This window comes from Halomonas sp. AOP13-D3-9, assembly GCF_052379125.1.
Taxonomy (GTDB): Bacteria; Pseudomonadota; Gammaproteobacteria; order Pseudomonadales; family Halomonadaceae; genus Vreelandella.
This window is the reverse complement of the sequence record NZ_JBQSYH010000024.1, coordinates 67,110-83,957: the sequence shown is the minus strand read 5'-3', so window position 1 is coordinate 83,957 and position 16,848 is coordinate 67,110. Positions and strand designations below refer to the sequence as shown.

The 16,848-nt window shown below is 55.1% G+C and carries 14 protein-coding genes and 1 pseudogene; 10 read left to right on the top strand and 5 right to left on the bottom strand.

The annotated features are described in order from the left end of the window. Positions 1 to 824: 824 nt before the first annotated feature. The 4 genes and pseudogenes from glyA to ACT3UM_RS21880 all read left to right on the top strand — a co-directional run bounded on the left by glyA (position 825) and on the right by ACT3UM_RS21880 (position 4,988). Positions 825 to 2,090: a serine hydroxymethyltransferase gene (gene glyA / locus ACT3UM_RS21895; protein WP_498902165.1), complete on the top strand. Its 1,266-nt coding sequence runs from the start codon at positions 825 to 827 to the stop codon at positions 2,088 to 2,090. Positions 2,091 to 2,702: 612 nt separating this feature from the next. Further along, complete coding sequence (locus ACT3UM_RS21890; RefSeq protein WP_498902164.1) at positions 2,703 to 3,254, top strand: hypothetical protein; 552 nt, start codon at positions 2,703 to 2,705, stop codon at positions 3,252 to 3,254. Then, on the top strand, positions 3,215 to 3,730 hold the full coding sequence (locus ACT3UM_RS21885) for a reverse transcriptase domain-containing protein (protein ID WP_498902163.1): 516 nt from the start codon (positions 3,215 to 3,217) through the stop codon (positions 3,728 to 3,730). Before ACT3UM_RS21890 ends, ACT3UM_RS21885 begins: the two co-directional genes overlap by 40 nt. 499 nt (positions 3,731 to 4,229) lie before the next feature. Continuing rightward, positions 4,230 to 4,988, top strand: a pseudogene (locus ACT3UM_RS21880) (SapC family protein). Between the two features lie 5 nt (positions 4,989 to 4,993). On the opposite strand, the gene ACT3UM_RS21875 reads toward ACT3UM_RS21880, so the two are convergent. Both ACT3UM_RS21875 and ACT3UM_RS21870 read right to left on the bottom strand, forming a co-directional pair. Next, on the bottom strand, positions 4,994 to 5,584 hold the full coding sequence (locus ACT3UM_RS21875) for a FlgO family outer membrane protein (protein WP_498902162.1): 591 nt from the start codon (positions 5,582 to 5,584) through the stop codon (positions 4,994 to 4,996). Positions 5,585 to 5,588: 4 nt separating this feature from the next. Further along, positions 5,589 to 6,254, bottom strand: coding sequence for a hypothetical protein (locus ACT3UM_RS21870; RefSeq protein ID WP_498902168.1), 666 nt, complete (start codon positions 6,252 to 6,254; stop codon positions 5,589 to 5,591). Between the two features lie 264 nt (positions 6,255 to 6,518). Here ACT3UM_RS21870 and ACT3UM_RS21865 point away from each other — a divergent pair, with 264 nt between their 5' ends. The 3 genes from ACT3UM_RS21865 (at position 6,519) to ACT3UM_RS21855 (ending at position 10,314) form a co-directional block, all read left to right on the top strand. Continuing rightward, a complete protein-coding gene (locus ACT3UM_RS21865; protein ID WP_498902161.1) occupies positions 6,519 to 7,532 on the top strand; it encodes an OmpA family protein in 1,014 nt (337 codons plus the stop codon). Between the two features lie 580 nt (positions 7,533 to 8,112). Beyond that, the gene (locus ACT3UM_RS21860) at positions 8,113 to 9,075 is read left to right on the top strand and encodes an HAD-IIB family hydrolase (RefSeq protein WP_498902160.1); all 963 of its coding nucleotides are present in this window, start codon (positions 8,113 to 8,115) and stop codon (positions 9,073 to 9,075) included. Positions 9,076 to 9,093: 18 nt separating this feature from the next. Then, positions 9,094 to 10,314, top strand: a complete 1,221-nt coding sequence (locus tag ACT3UM_RS21855; protein WP_498902159.1) for a glycosyltransferase family protein — start codon at positions 9,094 to 9,096, stop codon at positions 10,312 to 10,314. A gap of 130 nt (positions 10,315 to 10,444) precedes the next feature. Here the strand turns inward: ACT3UM_RS21855 and ACT3UM_RS21850 are convergent, their stop codons facing one another. Together ACT3UM_RS21850 and htc2 are read right to left on the bottom strand one after the other, a co-directional pair. Next, positions 10,445 to 12,058, bottom strand: coding sequence for a methyl-accepting chemotaxis protein (locus ACT3UM_RS21850; RefSeq protein WP_498902158.1), 1,614 nt, complete (start codon positions 12,056 to 12,058; stop codon positions 10,445 to 10,447). Positions 12,059 to 12,315: 257 nt separating this feature from the next. Then, positions 12,316 to 13,932 carry a methyl-accepting chemotaxis protein Htc2 gene (gene htc2 / locus ACT3UM_RS21845; RefSeq protein WP_498902157.1) on the bottom strand — a complete coding sequence of 539 codons (1,617 nt, stop codon included), beginning with the start codon at positions 13,930 to 13,932 and terminating at the stop codon, positions 12,316 to 12,318. Between the two features lie 222 nt (positions 13,933 to 14,154). Here htc2 and ACT3UM_RS21840 point away from each other — a divergent pair, with 222 nt between their 5' ends. Genes ACT3UM_RS21840 through ACT3UM_RS21830 form a run of 3 tightly spaced genes read left to right on the top strand, consistent with a single transcriptional unit; the run spans position 14,155 to position 15,961 of the window. Further along, complete coding sequence (locus ACT3UM_RS21840) at positions 14,155 to 15,021, top strand: MBL fold metallo-hydrolase (protein ID WP_498902156.1); 867 nt, start codon at positions 14,155 to 14,157, stop codon at positions 15,019 to 15,021. Between the two features lie 32 nt (positions 15,022 to 15,053). Beyond that, positions 15,054 to 15,533 carry a YeeE/YedE family protein gene (locus tag ACT3UM_RS21835; protein WP_498902155.1) on the top strand — a complete coding sequence of 160 codons (480 nt, stop codon included), beginning with the start codon at positions 15,054 to 15,056 and terminating at the stop codon, positions 15,531 to 15,533. 23 nt (positions 15,534 to 15,556) lie between these two features. Further along, entirely contained in the window at positions 15,557 to 15,961 is a 405-nt protein-coding gene (locus tag ACT3UM_RS21830; RefSeq protein ID WP_498902167.1) for a DUF6691 family protein, read from the top strand. Between the two features lie 74 nt (positions 15,962 to 16,035). Here ACT3UM_RS21830 and dsbG read toward each other — a convergent pair whose 3' ends face one another. Further along, entirely contained in the window at positions 16,036 to 16,818 is a 783-nt protein-coding gene (gene dsbG / locus ACT3UM_RS21825; RefSeq protein ID WP_498902154.1) for a thiol:disulfide interchange protein DsbG, read from the bottom strand. Positions 16,819 to 16,848: the final 30 nt, after the last annotated feature.

Below are 16,848 nucleotides of genomic sequence, written 5' to 3'. Positions count from 1 at the left end.
GCTCCTACAAAACCCGCTCCAAGCACCCAGCCAATGTAGGAGCCCGACTTGTCGGGCGATCAGGCCATCTAGCAGCAATGACCTGCAGTACCTCGATATTTCCTAATCGCCCAATAAATTGGCCTCCTACAAAACCCGCTTCAAGCACCCAGCCAATGTAGGAGCCCGACTTGTCGGGCGATCAGGCCATCTAGCAGTAATGACCTGCAGTACCTCGATATTTCCTGATCGCCCAATAAATTGGCCTCCTACAAAACCCGCTTCAAGCACCCAGCCAATGTAGGAGCCCGACTTGTCGGGCGATCAGGCCATCTAGCAGCAATGACCTGCAGTACCTCGATATTTCCTGATCGCCCAATAAATTGGCCTCCTACAAAACCCGCTCCAAGCATCCAGCCAATGTAGGAGCCCGACTTGTCGGGCGATCAGGCCGTCTAGCAGCAATGACCTGCAGTACCTCGATATTTCCTAATCGCCCAATAAATTGGGCTCCTACAAAACCCGCTCCAAGCATCCAGCCAATGTAGGAGCCCGACTTGTCGGGCGATCAGGCCATCTAGCAGTAATGACCTGCAATACCTCGATATTTCCTAATCGCCCAATAAATTGGGCTCCTACAAAACCCGCTCCAAGCATCCAGCCAATGTAGGAGCCCGACTTGTCGGGCGATCAGGCCCCCTCAGCAGACCACCCCTCAAATCTTTAAGATGAATGCTGCTCATGTACGACCTGACGAGGATGCGATGAAAGTCGCGTCAGGCTGCGTTATGATGGCGCCCTCGCTTTTCCCATGATGACCCTTTCTCGTTACGAGGTTCCCGCCGATGTTCAGCCGCGATATGACAATTGCCGGATTCGATGATGTGCTGTTTGATGCCATGCAGAAAGAAGTGGCGCGCCAAGAGGCCCACATTGAGCTGATCGCTTCCGAAAACTATGCCAGCCCCCGCGTACTCGAAGCCCAGGGCAGCCAACTGACTAACAAATACGCCGAAGGCTACCCCGGCAAGCGCTACTACGGCGGCTGTGAGTTCGTCGATATCGCTGAGAATCTGGCCATCGATTACGCCAAAGAGCTATTCGGCGCTACCTACGTGAACGTTCAGCCCCACTCGGGTTCGCAAGCTAACAGCGCGGTGTTCCAAGCGCTCGTTAAACCCGGCGATACGATTTTAGGCATGAGCCTGGATGCGGGTGGCCACCTAACCCACGGTGCCAAACCTAACTTCTCGGGCAAGCACTACAATGCCATTCAGTACGGCTTGAATGAGCAAGAGCTGATCGATTACGAGCAAGTAGCCCAGCTTGCTCGTGAGCACAAACCCAAGATGATCATCGCCGGTTTCTCCGCCTACTCGCAAATCATTGATTGGGCCAAGTTCCGTGAAATTGCCGATGAAGTGGGCGCTTACTTACTGGTTGATATGGCCCACGTCTCCGGCCTGGTCGCCGCCGGTGTTTATCCCAGCCCCTTGCCCCATGCCCACGTGGTCACCTCCACTACCCATAAAACACTGCGTGGACCCCGCAGCGGCGTGATTCTCTCAGCGGAAAACGACGCTGATATCGAGAAAAAGCTGCAGTCAGCGGTTTTCCCTGGTGGCCAGGGCGGCCCGTTGATGCACGTGATCGCGGCCAAGGCAGTGTGTTTCAAAGAAGCCATGGCGCCAGAGTTTAAAACCTACCAGCAGCAGGTGGTTAAAAACGCCAAGGCGATGGCTAAGGTGTTTATCGATCGCGGTTATGACATCGTTTCCGGCGGCACCGAAGACCACCTCTTCCTGCTCTCGCTGATCAAACAGGGTGTAACGGGTAAAGATGCGGATGCGGCGTTGGGACGTGCCCACATCACCGTCAACAAGAACGCTGTGCCTAACGACCCGCAAAGCCCGTTTGTCACCTCCGGCTTGCGCATTGGCACGCCGGCAGTGACCACGCGCGGTTTTGGCGAACAAGAGTGTACCGAGCTAGCAGGCTGGATCTGTGACATTCTCGATGTACTGGCCAAAGGCGAAGACACCAGCGCCATCGAAGCCCAGGTGTTGGATAAAGTAGCCGAGGTTTGTGCGCGGCTGCCAGTTTATAAGTAAGCAGCCATAACCAGTCTCCTTGGCTAAGGAAGGCCCAAAAAACGGGTGGCCCATGGGGCCTCCCGTTTTTTGTTGGGCGCCAGTCATGGCGCGCAGCGCCTTGACTGGCGCTGTTACTGGGGGGCTCAGGATTACTTGGGGGTGAAAGTCCCCTGCACGCCCGGCAAGGGGAAGTGCTAGCCGACGGCAAGGGGGTCCCTCGCGTGGGGGGAATCTGAAGGAGGCCCGATGCAAAACGCTGGCTCGACGGGGGCGCCTAGCCGAACAGAAAGAGGATACGAGGCGCCATGGCGGGGTAAGGTGGCAACACTCACCAAAGCCCAATACTTGCACGGAACGCCATAACGTAAATCTGATAGGCATAAGCGGGACAAATTCGTCGGGAACGAATTTGAGCGTAAGCCTGAAAGGTGAGGCGCATGGATGCGCCGAACAACGTCGCGCGTCTTACCCTGGGAGGTCTGGTGGTCTGCCACGGTGCTACCGGTGTCGAGAGGCGACGGGGTGGGTCATCAGACGTCAGCCGAGGTCATAGTAAGTGTCGATTCACCCCGGCACCAAGGGCCGAACATGAAGAACCACGAGTAGGCGATAACGTCTCGAGGATCGATCATGAAGACAGAAACCGACGCTAATGCCGTCACTTATCCAGAGGGGCAGGGGCAGTACCCCGAGTTCCGGCCGGTGAGCGTCGAGACGAGCCGGACGTCGTTATCATGGACGAAAGCGGAGTCAGCCTCGCTCATGGAACGGGTCGTTGACCCGAAGCACATGGCGCGAGCTTACCGTAAGGTGGTTGCCAACAAAGGCGCGCTGGGTGTCGATGACATGACGGTGCATCAACTGGCGGATCACCTAAAACAGCATTGGCCAACGCTGCGCGAGCGGCTATTGGCCGACGAGTGTCACCCCAGCCCGATCCGAGCCGCCGCCATCCCCAAACCCAAGGGCGGGACACGACAGCTCGGCATTCCCACGGTCACTGATCGGCTAATCCAACAAGCGCTGTCCAAGGTGCTCATGCCGATCTTCGACCCAGCGTTCTCCGCGTCGAGTTACGGTTACCGCCCCAAACGCAGCGCGAAGCAAGCCGTCGCGGCCATGAAGGCAACGGCCACCGCTGGGTGGTTGATCTTGACCTGGAAGCCTTCTTCGACCGAGTGAATCACGACCTGCTGATGGCACGGGTGGCGCGGCGCGTTGACGATAAGCGCGTGCTGCGTCTGATCCGCCGCTACCTGGAGGCGGGCATGTTCCTCCAGCACGGCTTACCCACGCCGAGAAAGCAGAGAACGCACCAAGGCGGGCCACTCAGCCCGCTGCTGGTGAACATCGACGACATGGACAAGGAGCTGGAACGCCGAGGTTACCGCTTCTGCCGCTATGCCGATGACGTGCAGGTGTATGTCAAAAGTCGGCGGGCAGGCGAGCGTGTCATGGACAGCTTGAGTGAGCATCTCGAGAGCTCACTTCAGCTGACGGTTAACCGCACGAAAAGTGCGGTGGATCGGCCATGGAAACGCGGCTATCTAGGCTACAGTCTCACCCAGCACAAGCAGTCGAAACTGACGCTGGCCAAGACCAGCCTGAAGCGTATGATGCAGCGTGTCCGTGAGATCCTGAAACGTGGCAGTGGGTAACATCCAGCGGACAATCGAAGGGTTGAGGCCACTCCTGCAGGGATGGGCTCACTACTTCAGTCGGGGGCGCCTAGCCTTGTGGATGTGAAGGCCCCTTGACGTGCTGGATCAATGGATGCTCCGCCACTTACGCGGCTTGGTCTGGCGGCAATGGAAGCGGTCCGGCGACTCAACGCCGTAAACTCCGAGGGCTAGGACTGGATGCGTACCGTGCTTGGAAATCGGCGGGCAATGGTCGAGGGCCCGCCCTGGTGGAACGCCGGAGCCTCGCACATGAATCAGGCCCTGCCAAGGAAATGGTTCTACGACCAGGGCCTGATCTCGATACTCGATACGGTAAGATGGCTCAAACGTTCTGCATGAACCGCCGTAGTACGGAACCGTCGGTCCGACGCTTCGGTGCCCGGTGGTGTGAGAGGACGGGGGAGGCAACTTACCCTATACTCGTTGGTACCTCAGGCATGGTGCGCAGCGTCCTTTCCCTTTGTTAGGGGGCTCCATGATAAATTGGTATTCGCGACAAGTGCTGTTGAGCTATACCGAACACGCCGAGTTGGGTTGGCGCTGTAACAAAAGTGAGGTACTGGAGCGTAAGTACACGTGGATTCCCATCAGCTTGAGCGAGATGGCAGAGGCATCAGCCCACTTTCCTATTGTCATTATGCGCTATCAGAAGCGCTGGCTGATGGTTGTCGTACCTGGTGTTATTTCTCTGCCAAATATCAAAATTAAAAATAGTAATTCGCTGAATTGAATGTTTGTACCTCACTGCGTGCAAGTGTATCCATTCTCGCTAATGCCCTCTAAGGATACTAAAAGCGGCTTTCAACTAGGCATTGACCGGCAGTGCATAGTCCCGCTTCATGAGAAGACCGCCTTGCCCATTTTTGCGCAAAATCGTCAGTTCTCATCAGCAGTAACGAACCGCTTCCACCTGCTGCATCGTTTACAGATCGATAGTGAAATAGTCCATAGCGCCTGCGAGCTCTTAGCACGCAAGGGCTTGCTGATACTTATTTCTGAATCAGAAAAAATGATGGTTGAGATTAAAGAACCCACTATGCCGCTTTATCGCGTTGATATTGATGCTATTAGCCGTTTACCCCGCGACGACTTCGCTGACCTGCAAATGCACCATGCATTGGAACTAGGGATTTATCAGTATAGTTCTCTATTTCATAACCATAAGTTGGAGCAGTGCGTTAAAAAAAATGAGACAGCCAATGACATCATTGGCTGTTTAAGAGGAGTCAACTAGGAGTATCACCAACCCCCTTGACCCTCTAACAAGCTGCGGGTGTTGTTATTGAGCGGCAGGCGGAAATCGGCGCTGCCGAGCACCATTGCATCGCCTGCCCGCACCACCCGAGCACTCACATAGACGTAGTCTTGGCCTTGCGCGTAGGTGCCCATCAATATTGATCGGGCGTTGTGCTGGGCGGTTAAGCGCTGAACTTGCCGTGAAAGAATTAGCTCGCCCACGCTCTCTTCAATAAACATGCTGTCGCGCATTTTAACTTCGCGTACCTGCATGCCCTGGCGGGATAACGCTGAGGCCATAATTTCTGAGGTCATACGCCCCAGCGTGGAGGACTGGCTTAAATTATCGATGCTGACAAAGGTAGCGGCAATCATGGGGCTATAGCGCGTTAGCTCTGGATTGCTGGCAACCATCTGCTCGGCAGCAGTATGAACCAATTCAGAAAGATCGGGTTCCGGTTCGGCGGGCATGTTGTTAGCATTGCCCAGCGCACCGCAGCCAGCCAGTAACAGTAGCGTCATGCCAATGGCCACCGCTTGGGAGGTGTGGCTAATAGAGCGAATGCGCCGTGTAGCGAAAAGTGTCATCAGCATGAAATTACCACGTATCAGTAAGAGGAACGGAAGGGGTGGCAGGTGCCTGAGGCACGCGGTTTGGCGCATATTGACGACGATCACCGGCATTAATGTAGTAAATGTTGGACGAAGAGTAGAGAATTCGCTCGCCGTCGATAATCTGCGTGGTCACGATGATCTCTTCGTTGCCCGTATTCGTCCAGCTACCGCTGGTGGTATCAGCGAGCATGCCCGCAGGGATTAAGCCCAGAGCAGGTTCGCTCCAGTGATTAAACGGTATAGTGGCCACCGCGATGCCTGCGGTGAGTGCAGTAAATGCACCGACGGGTGGGCGGATAAAACCACGGTCCCGGTGTTCGACGACTTCGACATCAAAGGTAATATTGGCACTGTTTGCAGTGGGCACAGTGGTGAGGTTGGCGCCCCGTGAGACCAGTTCGCTGGTCAGCAGGGCGCGAAAGCCGCGGCCAAATTCACCGCCACTGTAGGCGTGCAGTGCTTCACTATCTGACTCACTGATGTGTAAATCGCGATTGCGAACACGCTCACGCTGCAAAATACTGGTAGCTTCGTGGCGGGCCAGTACATCCCAGTGATGGGCGGCCTGCATACGCTGCTGTTCGCTATAGGGGTAAGTAGTGGCAATCGGCGCTTGGGAGGTATTGGCATAAAAGCAGCCGCTAAGCATTAAGCTTGCCAGCCCCAGGCTCACAGGACGTATAAAAAAAGAGGGAAATGGAAATAGTCTGGGACGGATGCGCACCTGCGGGTTCCTTTTTCGCTACAAAACGGCTTTTGATAGACTGTTCACTTTGCTTAGTTTGCCATGCCTAATACGGCGTGCCTAACGTGATTTGCTGAGTTTTTAAGTACCCATTTCGACTTACTTAATTCTGATTATACCTAGCTAGATCGGCCAAGAGGTTAAAAACTTGAATGAGCGATAATACCAATGCTTGAAGATCACCGCAGCGGCCCGCGCCATGATTCGCTGATGTCGGCTTACCATGAAAGCGATAGCGGTAGCGGATGGATGATTAGTTACCTCGATATTATGACGCTGTTGGTAGCGCTATTTGTGGTCATTATCGCCGCTGCTGGGCCGGTAATCCCTAAGTGGAATCAGGAGGATAGCGAGAAAGCTAGCGAATACGCCTACACATCAACACCTGCATGGGAAGTCCCTCTACCCGAGCCGTTGGCCCAGGTAAACCATGAGCGTGCCAGCGTTGTCCGGTGGCGCCAGGCCGGATTGAACCCTATGGCCATTAGCGCGGCGCTCGGCGTGGCAGGGCTGCCCACGCTGACGGATTTACCGCGCCGTCGAACAAGCTTTGGTGTCCCGCCGCTTTTGGCAGCGCCAGCGCCCCCCGTCGAGCCGACGATCACTCTGCCAAAACTGCTGATGCCCGCGGGCAGCGAAAATTTTACATCGCCCTTGGCAGACTACATGGTGGTGTTAACTGATCGCCCCCCAGTGAATGTGCAAGCAGTGAGTGATGAATCGGTAGCGGGAGCCCTTGCCCTGGATCAGGCGCTCTCCCTGCGCGTTGCAGAGTCTACTTACCTGCCCGATCTTGACGGTGTGGAAGTTTCGCGGGTGGCGGAAGGGATTAGTCTTCGCGTGCAGGATCAACTGCTATTCCCATCTGCAACGGCTGAGTTAACCAGCGATGGATCGTCACTAGTGGGCAGTTTGCTGGAGACAATTCAACGCTATGATGGCGAAGTATGGGTTGAGGGCCACTCGGATAGTCAGACCATTAGCACTGATGAGTTCTCGTCTAACTGGGCATTGTCTAGCGCTCGCGCTATTGCCATCGTGGAAGCGCTGGAAGCCGCCGGAGTGGATGCTGAGCGGCTACGCGCCGTAGGTTTGGCGGCCACAAAGCCATTGGAAAGCAACGCCACAGCGGAAGGGCGTGCGCGCAACCGGCGGGTTGAAGTGGTGATTCATGTCGAGTAGTGGGTGAATACTCACTGTTGCGAGGTTCTATTAAATTGTAGGAGGGCGCTTCCAGCGCGCGAAGGGTGCCGCAGGCGCCCTCTTCGGTGGGGCAAAAAAAAGCCCGCCGGGGGAGGCGGGCATCAAAGGGCTTGGCTCACTGCAGCCCACTGGCATCAGGTGAGGGGTGTACAGGATCACCAGTGGGTACAGGTCTAGTATAGCTATTTATAAGGCGTTGCCAAGTGCTGTGACGTTTATTTATAGCTTTATTGCCACTTTAGTCAGTGCTAATGCGCTTTTTTCTTAGAAAAACGTAGAGGTTGCAGAAAGTTGTAGAAGGTTTGTAGTAACAAGAGGCGCACCGATCTGTTTCATGCACCCTTTTGGCGCGCCTAGACTGCCCCTTTTTGGTGCTTGTGGGTTTTCCGAATGTTTTATCCCGTAAGATTCGGTGTAACTCGTTGTTGAACCGGCACTTCTCCATTTTGGCTTATAAATTGCTATGCTCTTGATAGTCAATTAATTGCTGGTCTGCGCCCATTTGATGTTCTAGACATGATGTCGTCAGCATGCGTTAAGGCCGAAAAGAGGTAGTGCCATGCCTGAATCCGCTCGTCTCTCCGCATCAACGCCTTCAGCAGCATCAACTCCGTCGGTTGATCCCGCTCTGCAGCCTCGGCTGGTAGTGACCGATCTAGATGGCTCGCTGCTTGATCATCACAGTTATGACTTCAGCCCTGCGGCCCCCTGGCTTGCCCGTCTAAAGCAGATGGGGGTGCCGGTGATTCCGGTGACCAGTAAAACCCGTGCCGAACTGATTCCCCTGCGCGAAGCGCTGGGCCTCACAGCAACGCCGTTTATTGCGGAAAACGGGGCGGTTATTGGTCTGCCGCCAGGCTGGTGCCATGCGCGCTTGGACCGCCCAGGAAGTGGTCGCGATGGTGTCGTTATCAAGCATCCTGGTGTGGATGTTGGCTTTATTCGTGCCCGATTGAAGGTATGGCGTGAACGTCTGGATATTCGTTTCACTCGCATGGGGGAGCTGAGTGTCCCCGAGGTGATGGAACTCACTGGGCTTGACGCAGTTCGCGCCCGGGATGCAAGGCAGCGGGAAGGCAGTGAGCCGCTGCTGTGGCAGGACACCCAAGCGGCTTTGGAGGCGTTTCGCGCTGCTTTAGAAGGGGATGGACTACAGCTGACTCAAGGCGGGCGTTTTTGGCATGTTATGGGGCTCTCCGCCGATAAGGGCAATGCCGTCGAGTGGCTGGTTAAACGTTTTACGGCATTAAGAGGCCGCGCGCCGCTTTCCTTAGGGTTAGGAGATGGGCCGAACGATATCACCATGCTCGAAGCAGTCGATCAAGCGGTCGTGATCCGTGGTTGCCACGACTTAGCCGTTGAGCCCCATAACACTTCGCTTTATCGCACCGAGGCAACAGGGCCAACCGGCTGGGCCGAGGGGGTGGCCTACTGGTGGGGGCGAGATGACCGCCGTTTAGCGACGGCGGAGAAAGATGCTGCTGTGTTCTCGGAATCCAGTTCTTTGAGTACAGTTCTTTGAATGCAGGGAGGTAAGTGCATGAGTGACTTTCATCAAAACGGAATTATTACCGACTTTCACAACCTTACCCGGCGCTCGGTGGAGGAGCTGGAACAAGAGCTGTGCCAGTTTGCTCGACGACGCCCCATGGGGCTGATTCTGCCGTCGCTGTTTTCGGAGCTGGAAGGGCCTGCACTGTCGGCGATCGTCGATGAGTTGGTTAAAGTCCCGTATCTCAATGAAATTGTCATTGGCCTGGATCGTGCCGATCGGGAGCAGTTTTTGTACGCGCGCGATTTCTTCTCTCGCCTGCCCCAGCACACGCGCATTTTATGGAACGACGGCCCACGGCTGCGCGCCCTGGATGCAGAGTTGGAAGAGCATGGGCTAGGCTCACTGGAGCCCGGCAAGGGGCGCAATGTGTGGTACTGCGCAGGCTATATGCTGTCGTCAGGGCGTTCGGCGGTGGTGGGGTTGCACGACTGCGATATTTTGACCTATGAGAGGGGACTGCTGGCGCGCTTGATGTATCCGGTGGCTCACCCCAATTTCAACTACAGCTTCTGCAAAGGTTATTACCCACGCATTGCCGAGGGCAAGCTGAACGGGCGCGTATCACGTCTGTTAGTTACACCGCTGTTGCGGGCGCTTAAAACTGTCTGCGGGCCGATGCCGTATCTCGATTACCTGGATAGTTTTCGTTATCCGCTCTCGGGAGAGTTTGCGATGCGTAGCGAAGTGCTTGAGGGAATTCGTATGCCGGCGGATTGGGGCCTGGAAATTGGTGTGCTGTCGGAGTTGCAGCGTAATTACTCTCTGCGGCAGCTCTGCCAGGTGGATATTGCCGATGCCTACGACCATAAACATCAGCCGGTCAGTGAGGACGACCCCAATGGCGGCCTAAACCGCATGAGTCTGGATATTTCAAAAGCGCTCTATCGCAAACTGGCCACCCAGGGCATTACTTTTAGCAGCGAAGATTTCCGCACCCTTAAAGCCACCTATTACCGCTTTGCGCTGGATTTGATTGAAGCCTACGATCACGATGCCACCATGAATGGGCTAAGCCTTGACCGCCATAGTGAAGAGCAGGCCGTAGAGCTGTTTGCCAGTAACCTACTCGAAGCAGGCAATCTGTTTATGGATAACCCACGAGAGCGGCCCTTTATCCCCAGTTGGAATCGGGTGCAGGCCGCGGTGCCAGACCTGCTTACACGTATGCACGAGGCGGTCGAACTAGATAATCAAGGTAAGGTGTAACGGCTCTATTTAGCTGTCTTTTTATTCATGATTACCTCAAAAACCGTTTATCCATTAAAAAGGCCAGTTGACCTAGTGCAACTGGCCTTTTTCTTAGCCCTTGATATTTAACACTTAGCGTTCGCCATTGTTAAAAATCGCTGTGTTGTCGAGCAGCCAGAGGGGTAGGTGAGGAGGTGGGCAATGCCTGCGTACGCTCTACACTCTGGTTAATGCGGAAGTGGGCAACCAGTTGGCGCAGCTGATCGCTGAGCTGTGCAAGTGCCTGGGTGGCGTGGTTGCTCTCTTGTACCAGACCGGCATTCTGCTGGGTCATTTGGTCCATTTGGGTTACTGCCTGATTGACCTGCTCAATGCCGCTGCTCTGCTCAATGGTGGCCGCAGAAATCTCCTGAACCAGTGTGCTGAGCTGCTTGATGTCATCGACCATGCTATTGATCACATCGCCGGTATCACGCACTTGACGGCTGCCTTCCATCACTTTGCTATCCGACGCTTCGATCAAGGTTTTGATCTCTTGGGCGGCGGCGGCCGAACGGCTGGCGAGTTGGCGGACCTCATTGGCGACAACGGCAAAGCCGCGCCCTTGTTCACCGGCGCGTGCAGCTTCCACCGAGGCGTTAAGCGCCAAGATATTGGTTTGGAAGGCAATGCCATCAATGGTGTTAACGATGCTGCTCATTTGGGTGGCGCTTTCGTTAATCGTCCCCATGGTGGCGATCACCGTAGACATTGAGTCACTGCCGCGCTGGGCACTGTCAGCGGTGCGTGTGGCAAGTGTTCGTGCGTGATCCGCATGTTCGGCATTTTGCTTAACTGTGGCGGTGAGCTGCTCCATGCTGGAGGCCGTTTCGGCCAACGAGGCGGCCTGCTCTTCAGTACGTGTGGAAAGCTCTTCGTTAACCCCCACAATCTGTTCAACACCGCTGTTAACCTGATTCGCCCCGTGATGAATATCGCCAATGGTATTGGCCAGGGTTTCACGCATACGGTTGATATCAAAAAGTAAGCTCTGCTGATCCTTCGGCGAAAGCTGGGTGGTTTGGGTCAAGTCACCGTCAGCAATATGGCGTACTACGCTGGCTGCATAACGTGGGTCGCCCCCTAACCTGCGCGCGACATCACGAATAACCCAGCCCATCAGCAGCGTTACCGGCAGGCCAATGATCAGCAGTATTACTATTGAGCGAATCAAACCGGCAATAAAGGCTTCATTAATATCGTCGACATAAACGCCCGCCGCGAGCGACCACTGCCACTCTGGAAGGTAGGCCACATAACTGATTTTCGGTACCTGCTCATCGCCAGTGATACGACGGGAATAGTAATCAACGTGCCCGCCACCGGCCTGAGCTGCCTCTCGAAAAGCGGCGTAGAGATCCATGCCACTGGCATCCTGGTAGGCGCTCATGTCTTCACCGCGGGGGCGGTTGGGGTGAGAAACAATCCTTAGGTCGTCATCAAAGGAGAAAATATACTCACCGCCGCCAAAGCTAACGCTGGACATATTGTCGATGGCGCGCTGCTGAGCCTCTTCAAGGCTAAGCTCACCGGCGGCTACCCGTTCTTGCAGGGCTGCAAGCTGGCCATGCACGCTTTCCACTACGTATTGGATGCTGTCGCGGCGTTCGTTCTCAATCGTCTGGCGATTCTCCAGGGCCAACCAGCCGACTAGCAGCAGCATGGCGATCCAGATAATGCCCAGCGTTCCCCAGAGTTTTTGCGTCGTCGTTAAGCGAGTCATGTTGTTCCTAAGCGATGTTGGTAAAAGCATTGATCCTGTGATGGAGTGATACTTTAGCCTAATGCACGATCACCACTTAGGAGAATAACGACGTTTTTATGGGCCCTTAAAAGGTCTAAATATAAAATTTTATTTGGATGATAAGGCTGGTACCAAAAGAAAGCCGCGAGTAAGAGAACGCGGCTCGATGAGAGGGGCCTCGCGGCGGCCCCCTCGTTGTATATATCCGTCAAAGACTGCGCTATTGATAGCCGACGCTAAAAGTCGCTGTGCTGATGGGCTGCCCGTGGGGCAGGCGTGGAGGCGGTTAATGCCTGCGTGTGCTCCATGTCCTGTTGGTTAATGCGGAAGTGGGCAACCAGTTGGCGCAGCTGATCGCTGAGCTGTGCAAGCGCCTGGGTGGCGTGGTTGCTCTCTTGTACCAGACTGGCATTCTGCTGGGTCATTTGATCCATTTGCGTTACCGCCTGGTTGACCTGCTCAATGCCGCTGCTCTGCTCAATGGTGGCCGCAGAAATCTCCTGAACCAGTGTGCTGAGCTGCTTGATGTCATCGACCATGCTATTGATCACATCACCGGTATCACGCACCTGACGGCTGCCTTCCACCACTTTGCTATCCGACGCCTCAATCAAGGTTTTGATCTCCTGGGCGGCGGCGGCCGAACGGCTGGCGAGTTGGCGCACCTCATTGGCGACAACGGCAAAGCCGCGCCCCTGATCGCCTGCGCGTGCGGCTTCTACCGAGGCGTTAAGCGCCAAGATATTGGTTTGGAAGGCAATGCCATCAATGGTGTTAACGATGCTGCTCATCTGGGTGGCGCTTTCGTTGATCGTTGCCATGGTGGTGATTACCGTGGACATTGAGTCACTACCGCGCTGCGCGCTGTCAGCCGCTCGGGTGGCAAGTGTACGGGCGTGGTCTGCGTGCTCGGCATTTTGCTTAACCGTGGCAGTGAGCTGTTCCATGCTAGAAGCGGTTTCGGCCAACGAGGCAGCCTGCTCTTCGGTACGAGTAGAAAGCTCTTCGTTAACGCCCACAATCTGTTCTACGCCACTATTGACCTGAGTCGCGCCGCGGTGGATGTCGCCAATCGTCTCAGCGAGTGCCTCACGCATACGATTGATATTAAAAAGTAAGCTCTGTTGATCCTTGGCCGAAAGCTGAGTGATTTGGGTTAGATCTCCGTCAGCGATATGTCGCACCACGCTAGCGGCGTAGCGAGGGTCACCGCCTAAACGCCGCGAAACGTCACGAATAACCCAGCCCATCAGCAGCGTTACTGGCAAGCCAATAATCAGCAGTATCACTATCGAGCGAATCAAGCCGGCAATAAAAGCGGCATTAATATCATCCACATAAACGCCAGTCGCCAGTGACCACTGCCACTCAGGGAGATGCGCGACATAACTGGTTTTGGGCAGCTGCTCGTCGCCACCCGCACGGGTTGAGTAGTAGTTCACGTGACCACCGCCCGCCTGGGCAACACGCAGCAGCTCCGGGTAGAGCGCCATGCCGCTGGCGTCTTCATAGTGGGTCATGTCAGTGCCGGCGTCACGACTTGGATGCGAGATGATCAGTAAGTCATTGTTAAAAGAAAAGATATACTCCCCCGCCCCAAAGCTAACGCTAGACATATTATCGATCGCACGCTGTTGTGCTTCTTCCAGGCTGAGCTCGCCAGCGGCGACCCGTTCTTGCAGCGCTTCAATTTGGCTTTGCACACTTTCCACTACGTGCTGAATGCTGTCGCGGCGTTCGCTCTCAATCGTCTGGCGGTTCTCCCAAGCTAACCAGCCAACCAACAGCAGCATGGCAACCCAGATAATGCCCAGTGTTCCCCACAGTTTTTGAGTCGTTGTTAAGTGCGTCATGTTTTTCCTAGTTTTTGTAATTGAGTAACTCTTTCACTATTTCTTCACTATCGGCCTAAACAGAACAGACCTTAGCAAAATTATTCATCAATGCTGTTTTGCGAATGGCTATGTTGTCAGTGGCAATTAATTTATATTCCTTAGTCGTCTAACCATAGAACCTAAAATGCACTATGCTGTTGTTACACGAGAAAGCAATCACCACTTCCTGGGAGGCAATCAATGCAGCGCCCAACCGTTACCCACTTTTTTGATGAACCCTCGAACACCTTTAGCTATGTCGTTCAAGACCCCGACAGCCGTGCCTGCGCGATTATCGATTCGGTGCTCGATTTTGATTACGCCGCTGGGCGAACCGACGTACGCTCCGCTGACAACATCATCGCCTATATTCGCGAACATGAGCTTGATGTCGAGTGGATATTGGAGACCCATGTGCATGCCGACCACCTCTCAGCAGCGCCATACTTGCATGAGCAGCTAGGCGGCAAAACCGGCATTGGCGCCAACATAGTGAAAGTGCAGGAGATATTCGGTAAGGCGTTTAACGCGGGTACGGAATTTGCCCGGGATGGCAGCCAATTTGATGCACTATTTGCAGAGGGGGATACGTTCGCGATTGGTCAATTGAAGGCCCATGTGCTGCATACCCCAGGCCATACCCCCGCCTGTTTAACCTACGTTGTGGGAGATGCGGCCTTTGTCGGCGATACGCTATTTATGCCGGATTATGGCACCGCACGGTGCGACTTTCCGGGCGGCGATGCGCGCACTCTTTATCGCTCTATCCAAAAAGTATTGTCGCTTCCCGAGCAGACGCGGCTGTTTTTATGCCACGACTACAAAGCCCCAGGCCGCGATACCTTTCAACATGAAACCAGCGTCGCCGAACAAATAAAGGACAATGTTCACGTACACGAAGGCATCAGCGAAGACGAGTTCGTGACGATGCGCACTGAGCGTGACGCCACTCTAGGCATGCCAAAGCTCATTATTCCTTCGGTGCAGGTCAATATGCGTGCGGGGGAGATGCCGCCAGCGGAAGATAACGGTCAGGTGTATCTTAAAGTGCCGCTCAATTTTTTCTAACCATCAATAAATGTTAAAGCAGGAGGATGGGCATGGACTGGATAGCAAGCCTGCATGGGCTGGTAGGCGGGGTATTGATTGGGCTTTCGGCTACTTGGCTAATGGCAACGCTGGGCCGTATCGCGGGTATTAGTGGCATCGTTGGCAACTTGATTACCCAACGGCCCAAGGGCGATAGCGCTTGGCGAGTGGCTTTTCTGTTAGGGCTAATCAGCGGGCCGTTAGTGATTATGGCGCTGGGGGGCGGTTTAGGCAACGTAGCGTCAAATATGGCCGACAGCTCCGGTGCAGTGATTGGCGCACCAGCGGGTGGCATTGGACTAATGCTGGTGGCTGGGCTGTTGGTGGGGTTGGGTACGGGGCTGGGCAGTGGTTGTACCAGCGGCCATGGCGTATGTGGGCTGGCACGCTTGGCACCCCGCTCCATGGCAGCCACTGGGATGTTTCTGCTGACGGCGCTAGTGACCGTTTATATCTCGCGACACTTGCTAGGCCTAGGCGGTGGAGCATGAATCAGTCAAACAAGCCTCGTTGGATGAAAACAGCGGCAGGCTATGCAGCGGGACTGCTTTTCGGCCTCGGTTTGGCTATTTCAGGCATGACTGACCCCGCGCGCGTGCTGGGATTTTTAGACGTAGCGGGCGCCTGGGATCCCACGCTGATGTTTGTGTTAGGCGGGGCGGTAGTGACCACCTTTATCGGTTACCGGCTTGTGTTTAAGCGCTCAGCACCGTTGCTGGGTGGCGTCTTTCAGTTGCCTACCAAGCAAGAATTAGACGCAAAGTTGTTAGGCGGCGCAGCCCTGTTCGGCATTGGCTGGGGGCTTTCCGGCTACTGCCCAGGCCCAGCGATTGCCTCCATCGGCGGCCTTTCGTTACCGCTATTGGCCATGCTGGTGACGATGGTGTTGGGGTGGTTTGTTGCTAAGCGTTTTGTCTAATGCTTTTGCACCAGGCCCGATATTAGCACTGGTGCTTAAAGTCATTTGTGGGAGGGAGCTTTAGCTCGCGAATGTTAAGGCGCTTCGCTACCCATCATCTCGATCAGCCGCTCATCACTGGGCATACCCTGAATGCGGTCAAGGCGCACGTTTCCATTCTCTGTTTCACGCTGAAAAACCGAGGTGGGCGTGGCATATAGCCCTAACTCCTCAAATAGCTGGTTATTTGCGTATACCTGCTCTTCAATCTCTCTTGGCTGGGCACTGGCCACGACTTCTTCCTGACCACTTTCATGGGCATGCAGGGTCGCTGCTGGATCGTCAGCGCCGAGAATGGCGGCTGCTTTGCCAGGACTGTCGGCGGCTAAAATACCGACCATGATGTGACGCAGTTGCACTTCTCCCGCGTCTACCCAAGGACGTGCCTCATGCCAAAACTGGCGACAGTAGGGGCAGTTGGCGTCCGTGAAGGTGTAAATGACCCGCGGGGCATCAAGATCCCCGTCTTGAACCCAGTGGCTGTCGCTTAACAGCTGCCAGGTTTGTGCCTCCAGCGGGGCACGCACGTGCTCATCCAATTGGGCTTCGGTCAGATCATTCCCCTCGCTGTCCATTAGCGTACCCACGACGGCGTGCTCGCCATCTGGAGTCAAGTAAATCGCCATGTCTTGACCCTGCACGCTGGCGCCGTAGCCGCGCAATCCGCCGGGGGCATCGAATTGGCCATGAATCTCCAAGCCTTGATCGGCCAGTGCCTGGATAGGGGCGGGAAGCTCATCGGCATAGCTGAGGGAAGTGCCCCAAAGAGCTGTCAGTAGGAGAAAGCCGCTAAGGAAAGGGTGATGTTTCAAGTGCATGCCAGCGCCTTGTTCGAATAAGAGTGGGAG

Coding starts and splice junctions, on each gene's coding strand:
- glyA (WP_498902165.1), top strand. CDS start 825: ATGTTCAGCCGCGATATGACAATTGCCGGATTCGATGATGTGCTGTTT.
- ACT3UM_RS21890 (WP_498902164.1), top strand. CDS start 2,703: ATGAAGACAGAAACCGACGCTAATGCCGTCACTTATCCAGAGGGGCAG.
- ACT3UM_RS21875 (WP_498902162.1), bottom strand. CDS start 5,584: ATGCTGATGACACTTTTCGCTACACGGCGCATTCGCTCTATTAGCCAC.
- ACT3UM_RS21870 (WP_498902168.1), bottom strand. CDS start 6,254: ATGCTTAGCGGCTGCTTTTATGCCAATACCTCCCAAGCGCCGATTGCC.
- ACT3UM_RS21865 (WP_498902161.1), top strand. CDS start 6,519: ATGCTTGAAGATCACCGCAGCGGCCCGCGCCATGATTCGCTGATGTCG.
- ACT3UM_RS21860 (WP_498902160.1), top strand. CDS start 8,113: ATGCCTGAATCCGCTCGTCTCTCCGCATCAACGCCTTCAGCAGCATCA.
- ACT3UM_RS21855 (WP_498902159.1), top strand. CDS start 9,094: ATGAGTGACTTTCATCAAAACGGAATTATTACCGACTTTCACAACCTT.
- ACT3UM_RS21850 (WP_498902158.1), bottom strand. CDS start 12,058: ATGACTCGCTTAACGACGACGCAAAAACTCTGGGGAACGCTGGGCATT.
- htc2 (WP_498902157.1), bottom strand. CDS start 13,932: ATGACGCACTTAACAACGACTCAAAAACTGTGGGGAACACTGGGCATT.
- ACT3UM_RS21840 (WP_498902156.1), top strand. CDS start 14,155: ATGCAGCGCCCAACCGTTACCCACTTTTTTGATGAACCCTCGAACACC.
- ACT3UM_RS21835 (WP_498902155.1), top strand. CDS start 15,054: ATGGACTGGATAGCAAGCCTGCATGGGCTGGTAGGCGGGGTATTGATT.
- ACT3UM_RS21830 (WP_498902167.1), top strand. CDS start 15,557: ATGAAAACAGCGGCAGGCTATGCAGCGGGACTGCTTTTCGGCCTCGGT.
- dsbG (WP_498902154.1), bottom strand. CDS start 16,818: ATGCACTTGAAACATCACCCTTTCCTTAGCGGCTTTCTCCTACTGACA.